This window comes from Sphingomonas sp. (genome assembly GCF_036387595.1).
Lineage (GTDB): Bacteria > Pseudomonadota > Alphaproteobacteria > Sphingomonadales > Sphingomonadaceae > Sphingomonas.
This window is the reverse complement of the sequence record NZ_DASVTL010000040.1, coordinates 1-4,920: the sequence shown is the minus strand read 5'-3', so window position 1 is coordinate 4,920 and position 4,920 is coordinate 1. Positions and strand designations below refer to the sequence as shown.

Annotated in this window: 7 protein-coding genes; 5 read left to right on the top strand and 2 right to left on the bottom strand. The window is 67.1% G+C overall.

Annotated elements, in window-relative coordinates; all coding sequences use genetic code 11:
• On the top strand, positions 1–466 hold a 466-nt coding region (locus VF643_RS03765; RefSeq protein ID WP_331042037.1), incomplete at its 5' end, for an ATP-binding protein.
• Between the two features lie 17 nt (positions 467–483).
• On the opposite strand, the gene VF643_RS03760 is transcribed toward VF643_RS03765, so the two are convergent.
• Positions 484–2,319, bottom strand: a complete 1,836-nt coding sequence (locus VF643_RS03760) for a DUF885 domain-containing protein (RefSeq protein ID WP_331042036.1) — start codon at positions 2,317–2,319, stop codon at positions 484–486.
• A gap of 137 nt (positions 2,320–2,456) precedes the next feature.
• On the opposite strand from VF643_RS03760, the gene VF643_RS03755 reads away from it, so the two are divergent.
• Entirely contained in the window at positions 2,457–2,594 is a 138-nt protein-coding gene (locus VF643_RS03755) for a hypothetical protein (protein ID WP_331042035.1), read from the top strand.
• Between the two features lie 132 nt (positions 2,595–2,726).
• Here VF643_RS03755 and VF643_RS03750 read toward each other — a convergent pair whose 3' ends face one another.
• On the bottom strand, positions 2,727–3,155 hold the full coding sequence (locus VF643_RS03750; protein WP_331042034.1) for a hypothetical protein: 429 nt from the start codon (positions 3,153–3,155) through the stop codon (positions 2,727–2,729).
• 72 nt (positions 3,156–3,227) lie between these two features.
• Between VF643_RS03750 and VF643_RS03745 the strand changes: the two genes are divergently transcribed.
• The 3 genes from VF643_RS03745 to VF643_RS03735 all read left to right on the top strand — a co-directional run.
• Complete coding sequence (locus VF643_RS03745; protein ID WP_331042033.1) at positions 3,228–3,839, top strand: TetR/AcrR family transcriptional regulator; 612 nt, start codon at positions 3,228–3,230, stop codon at positions 3,837–3,839.
• A gap of 327 nt (positions 3,840–4,166) precedes the next feature.
• Entirely contained in the window at positions 4,167–4,562 is a 396-nt protein-coding gene (locus VF643_RS03740) for a hypothetical protein (protein WP_331042032.1), read from the top strand.
• A partial coding sequence (locus VF643_RS03735) for a biotin/lipoyl-binding protein (RefSeq protein ID WP_331042031.1) occupies positions 4,559–4,920 on the top strand: 362 nt, incomplete at its 3' end. The genes VF643_RS03740 and VF643_RS03735, both read left to right, overlap by 4 nt.

Sequence of the window (4,920 nt, the reverse complement as noted above, 5' to 3'; positions counted from 1 at the left end):
CGCGCCCGTAGTGCGGCTCCAGGCGTTCGCGGCCGACGTTTTCGCCGACGAGCTGATCCGCATGGTCGGTCTCGAATGGCCAGGAACCAGCTTCCATGCGGATGTCGATGCGTCGCTGATGCTCCACGCCGACCCGGACCTGCTGGCCCAGGCACTGATCAACCTGCTGCGCAACGCCGCCCAGGCCGCCGCGGCGGGCGCCGACCAGCCGCGCGTCACACTTCGCATCATCACCGAGCGTGCCGGCGGCCTCACGCTATCGATCGCCGACAATGGTCCCGGCGTGCCCGAGCCACTGCGCAGGGACATCTTCCTGCCCTTCTACACGACCCGCGCGGAGGGCACGGGGATCGGCCTGAACCTCGTCCGCCAGATCGTCGTCGCGCATGGCTGGAGCATCGACGTCGAACAGACCGATGATGGCGGCGCGCGCTTCGTGATGCGCACCGCGGGCGCTGGCGGTTAAGGCGTCGTACGCCCGTTCTAAGCCCGTCGACGCTCGGCGATCCAGCCGTCGACCTGGCGTTCGAGGATCGGCAGCGGCAGCGAGCCCGATCCGATCAGCAGGTCGTGGAAGCCGCGGATGTCGAATTTCGGGCCCAGCTCGCGCTCGGCCTTGCGTCGGAGCTCGACGATCTTGATCATGCCGATCTTATAGCCGGTCGCCTGCCCCGGTAGCGTGATGTACCGGCGGACTTCCGACCGGCCCTGGTCGGGCGCCGCGCGGCCGGTGTTGACGAGATAGTCGATCGCCTGTCGCTCGCTCCACCCCTTGGCGTGGATACCGGTGTCGACCACCAGGCGCGCGGCGCGGAATAACTCGGCATCGAGCCGCATGAAATCGTCGGACGCCTCGGGAAAAGCGCCCATCTCCTTGCACAGCGCCTCGGCATACAAGCCCCAGCCCTCCCCGAACGCAACGTAGCGCGTGCTTTGCCGGAACTTCGGGCCGCCGGACTGGCCGACCTGGATGTCGCCCTGCATGACGTGGCCGGGCACGCCCTCGTGGCACATCAGGTCGCGCAGCGCCGAAGGCGGGGTCGCGTCGGTGGTGCCGAGCAGGTGTACGTAGACCCGACCGGGACGTGCGCCGTCGCGGCTCGGCCCCGCCGCATGCGCCGCGCCGCCCGCGACTTCGCTGAACGACGGCTCGCGGACAACTTCCATCGTGTGGACCGGCAGCTTCCCGAAGTATTTGGGCAGAAGCGTGCGGTTGAAGGTCAGGGCGTCATTGGCGTCCTTCAGGTATTTCGCGCGCAGTTCGTCGTTCCACGGCACCACCGGGAAGCGGCGGCCGATCTCCGCATAGAAGGCCTGCCGGTCCTTCATCCCCGCGGCGCGGGCGAGCGCGTCCTGCTCCCCCTCGATCCGCTTGACCTCGGCCAGCCCTATCTGGTGGATCTGCTCGGCGCTGAGGTCGGTGGTGGTGTTGAGCTTCAACGCCGCGGCGTACCAGGCGGCGCCATTCGGCAGCGTCAGCGCGCCGAGCCGTCCGCTCGGGGCGGTCGGCAGGTCCGTCTGCGCCCACGCGATCACGCGGTCATAGGCCGGCTTGATCGTCAGCAGCGCGGTGCGCGTGTCCGCGAGCAATGCTGCCGCCTGTGCCGCATCGACTTTGCCGCCCGCCTGGAGCTTGGCGACTTTGGCCTTGGCGTCGGCCCATAGCGGCGAGTCCTTGGCGTCGTCGAACGGCGCCCCGGTGACGATCGCGCGACTGCCGGTAACGACGCGCTCCATCTGGAATTGGGGCGCGCGCACGCCCGCGGCATCCGACGCGCGGCTTTGCTGGACGGCGGTGTCGAGCACCGCCGGGATCGCCCTGACCCGCGCGGCATAGGCGCGCATGTCGTCCGCATCCTGGACGGTGTGCGTGTTGATGAGGAAGTTCGGCAGCTGCGCGTGCGCCGAATAGAGGAACGAATAGAAGGGCGGCGCCTGCATCCGGAAGCGGTAGCTCAGCTCGGCACGGTCGAGCTCCAGCGCCCAGATGTCGTAATTGACCTGCGCGTCGGGCGAAAGCTTGGAGCGATCGAACCCCGCCTTCATCCGGGCAATGCTCGCCCGCCGCCACGCCAGCCTGCGCAAGGCGGCGGCGTCGCTGATGTCGTCGAGCCGGTCGCGGCCCTCCTTCAGCCCAAGCTGCGTGGCGAGCTGCGGCCGTTCGCGCAGGTCCTCGGCAAACTCCTTGTCCAGGAACGCGTAGAAGCGTGCGTCCTCAGCCGGCACCGCGGCCACCGCGGTAGCCGGCACTTGCGCAGCAAGCGCGCCGGGTGTGGCGAGCACGAGGGCGGCGGCTGTAAGCCAAGGCAGTCTGCGCATTCTGGTCCCCTGATCGGTTTCGACGTGACCCTATCGTCGCGATGCGCGGTGGTGAAGCGCTAACGAGACTCGACTGCCGGGTTACGGAAACTCGCCTGCTCCGACGCGTTAATCCTTCCCCCATCAGGAGAGAGACGATGACCGACCACAAGAAGAAGGGCGACTTCCAGAAGAACGGGAAGAACGACGAGGGTGGCAACAAGAAGCAAGACAACAGCCACAACACCGCGAGCAAGGACAACAACCAGAACGCTGGTCACGGCGGCCACAAATAGCGCATCATGGTGGATGCGGAGCTGGTCTCTGCCCGGTTACGTCGTCGTCAGCGGCGGCGACACCCAGGCGGCGCCAGCTTCGGTCCCGTCCAGCCGAATGCCCGGTGCCGGGTCTCGATCAGTCCACCCGATCTATCGCAACGCGGATGACGCTGCCCACATTAGCAACCCCGCCAAGATGTATAATCCCAAGCCCGCCAACATCGCGTACCGCAGCGCCTCCCCGCCGAACTGCGCGGGCATCGCGTCCGACAGCGTGCCGAGCAGCATAGTCCCGGCGCCGAGCCCGATCAGGTTGTTCCCCAGCAGAAAGGTCGCGGACGCCCTGGCGCGCATATGTGCGGGCACCAGGTGCTGCACGGCGGTGACGACGGGGGCGAGCCAGACATAGACCAGTCGGTGCGGCACCCCCGAGGCGAGGAACGCCACCGTGCTCGACCGCGAAAGGATGCCGATCGCGAATAGCGGCAATGCTATGAGGGAGCAGATCGCGGGTAGCCGCGCATACCAGTCGCGATCGCGCGCGCCGAGCCGGTCACGGACGAAGCCGCCCGCGAGCATGCCCGCGACGCCGTCGATCAGCAGCAGCCTACCATTGCTATGATCACCAGGGAGACTTATATACCAGTCGTTATGGAAGATGTTCTCACCTCCGTTGCTAAAGGCCGACCGCGCGAGTTCTGCGTGGATCAGGCTTTGGCGGCCGCCTTGGGCGTGTTCTGGTCGAAGGGCTATGAAGGCGCTTCGATGGCCGATCTGACCCAGGCGATGGGCATCACCAAGCCGAGTCTCTACGCTGCGTTCGGCAACAAGGAAGCGCTCTTCCACAAGGCGCTTGAGCTCTACGAGACCGAGAAGCTCGAATATACCCGCGAGGCGCTGAAGCAGCCGACGGCGCGGGCGGTCGCGGAGCATTTCATGCGCGGCGCGATCGATGCGCAGACGAGCACCTGCGATCCCAAGGGGTGCCTCGGCGTGATCAGCGCCACGGCGTGTGGCGCGGAGGCCGATTCGATCAAGGCGGACGTGATCCAGCGGCGTGCCTCGTCGCAGGCTGCCTTGGTCGAGCGTTTCGAACGGGCGAAACTGGACGGCGACCTGCCCGAGCATGTCGATGTCGGCGGGCTGACGAGCTACCTCTATGCGATCCTGCAAGGCATGGCCGTGCAGGCGGGATCGGGTGCGACGCGCGCCGATCTGGAGAGCGTGGTAGACACCAGCCTGATGATGTGGCCGACCCGCTGAAACTATTTTACCGACCGGTATAAAAAGGCGTTGACGCGCCACGGAACAAGTTCCATACCGAGCAGTATAGAAGAAGGCGGCATCGAAGGCGTTTGGCCCGTCGAGGAGGCCGCATGATCGAACTGCCCAGTCGCGGGGTGGCCGCCCAGTAATCGGCGCCGCCCGTCCAGCTTACCCATTTCAGCAACCGTCCTGACCCGCAGCCCTGCTGCCGGGCTCGGGCCGTTTCGTCTTCAACGTCAGCGCTGCCGTTCCGCGGCGTCGCCGCGGCCGGATGGTCGCGTATACGCGCCGCAGCGCCGCGCCTCCAGTTCAAGGGAGTTTCCCATGGCCTATGTCGATTTCTCCGCCGACCCGATCCTCGCCGCGCATTCCGATCGGTTGCGTGCCGAAAACGCCGCTCCCGCGCCGACAGGTCTGACAGCGCTGGAGTGGTCGGTGGTGGCGTTGGCGAAGCGCGACCGGATTTCGTCGCTCGCGAAGCCCGGCCGGATCGCTATGGCGTTGAGCAATCTGTTCGGCGATGGCGCTTCCAGCCGGCATCTGGCCGATCCGAGGTTGGAGGCGCTGCGGCGGATGGCGGTGCTAAGCTGGCACCGCGGCTTCTCCGTGCCCTCCGCCGAGCTGAAGGCGTTCCTGTCGGCCGGCTTCTCGCTCGACCAGTACGAGACCATGCTTACCAGCATCGGCATGGACCGCCCGCGACGAGAGGCCCGCGCATGAACATGATCTCGAAGATCGATGCGCCCGCGGAGGACGCGCAGGATGCGCCGCGACGCACCCGCTGGCGCAAGGCCGGCTGGGCGGCGCTGCCACTCGTTGCGATCGCAGCGGCCTGGGGCCTGATAGATCATGACGGACCTGCGGTGGCGGCGATGCCGGTCCCTACCGTCTCGGTGGCGCAGCCGCTCGTCCGTGCGGTCACCGAATGGGACGATTATGTCGGCCGCTTCGAGGCGAGCAAATCGGTCGAGGTACGCCCCCGCGTGTCGGGCGCGATCACCGGGGTGCACTTCACGGACGGCGCGCTCGTCCGCAAGGGGCAACTGCTCTTCTCCATCGACGCCCGACCCTATGCCGC

Excerpts from the sequence above, each read along its gene's own strand:
- VF643_RS03750 (WP_331042034.1), bottom strand. The coding sequence starts at position 3,155 with ATGCTCGCGGGCGGCTTCGTCCGTGACCGGCTCGGCGCGCGCGATCGC.
- VF643_RS03760 (WP_331042036.1), bottom strand. The coding sequence starts at position 2,319 with ATGCGCAGACTGCCTTGGCTTACAGCCGCCGCCCTCGTGCTCGCCACA.
- VF643_RS03745 (WP_331042033.1), top strand. The coding sequence starts at position 3,228 with ATGGAAGATGTTCTCACCTCCGTTGCTAAAGGCCGACCGCGCGAGTTC.
- VF643_RS03740 (WP_331042032.1), top strand. The coding sequence starts at position 4,167 with ATGGCCTATGTCGATTTCTCCGCCGACCCGATCCTCGCCGCGCATTCC.
- VF643_RS03755 (WP_331042035.1), top strand. The coding sequence starts at position 2,457 with ATGACCGACCACAAGAAGAAGGGCGACTTCCAGAAGAACGGGAAGAAC.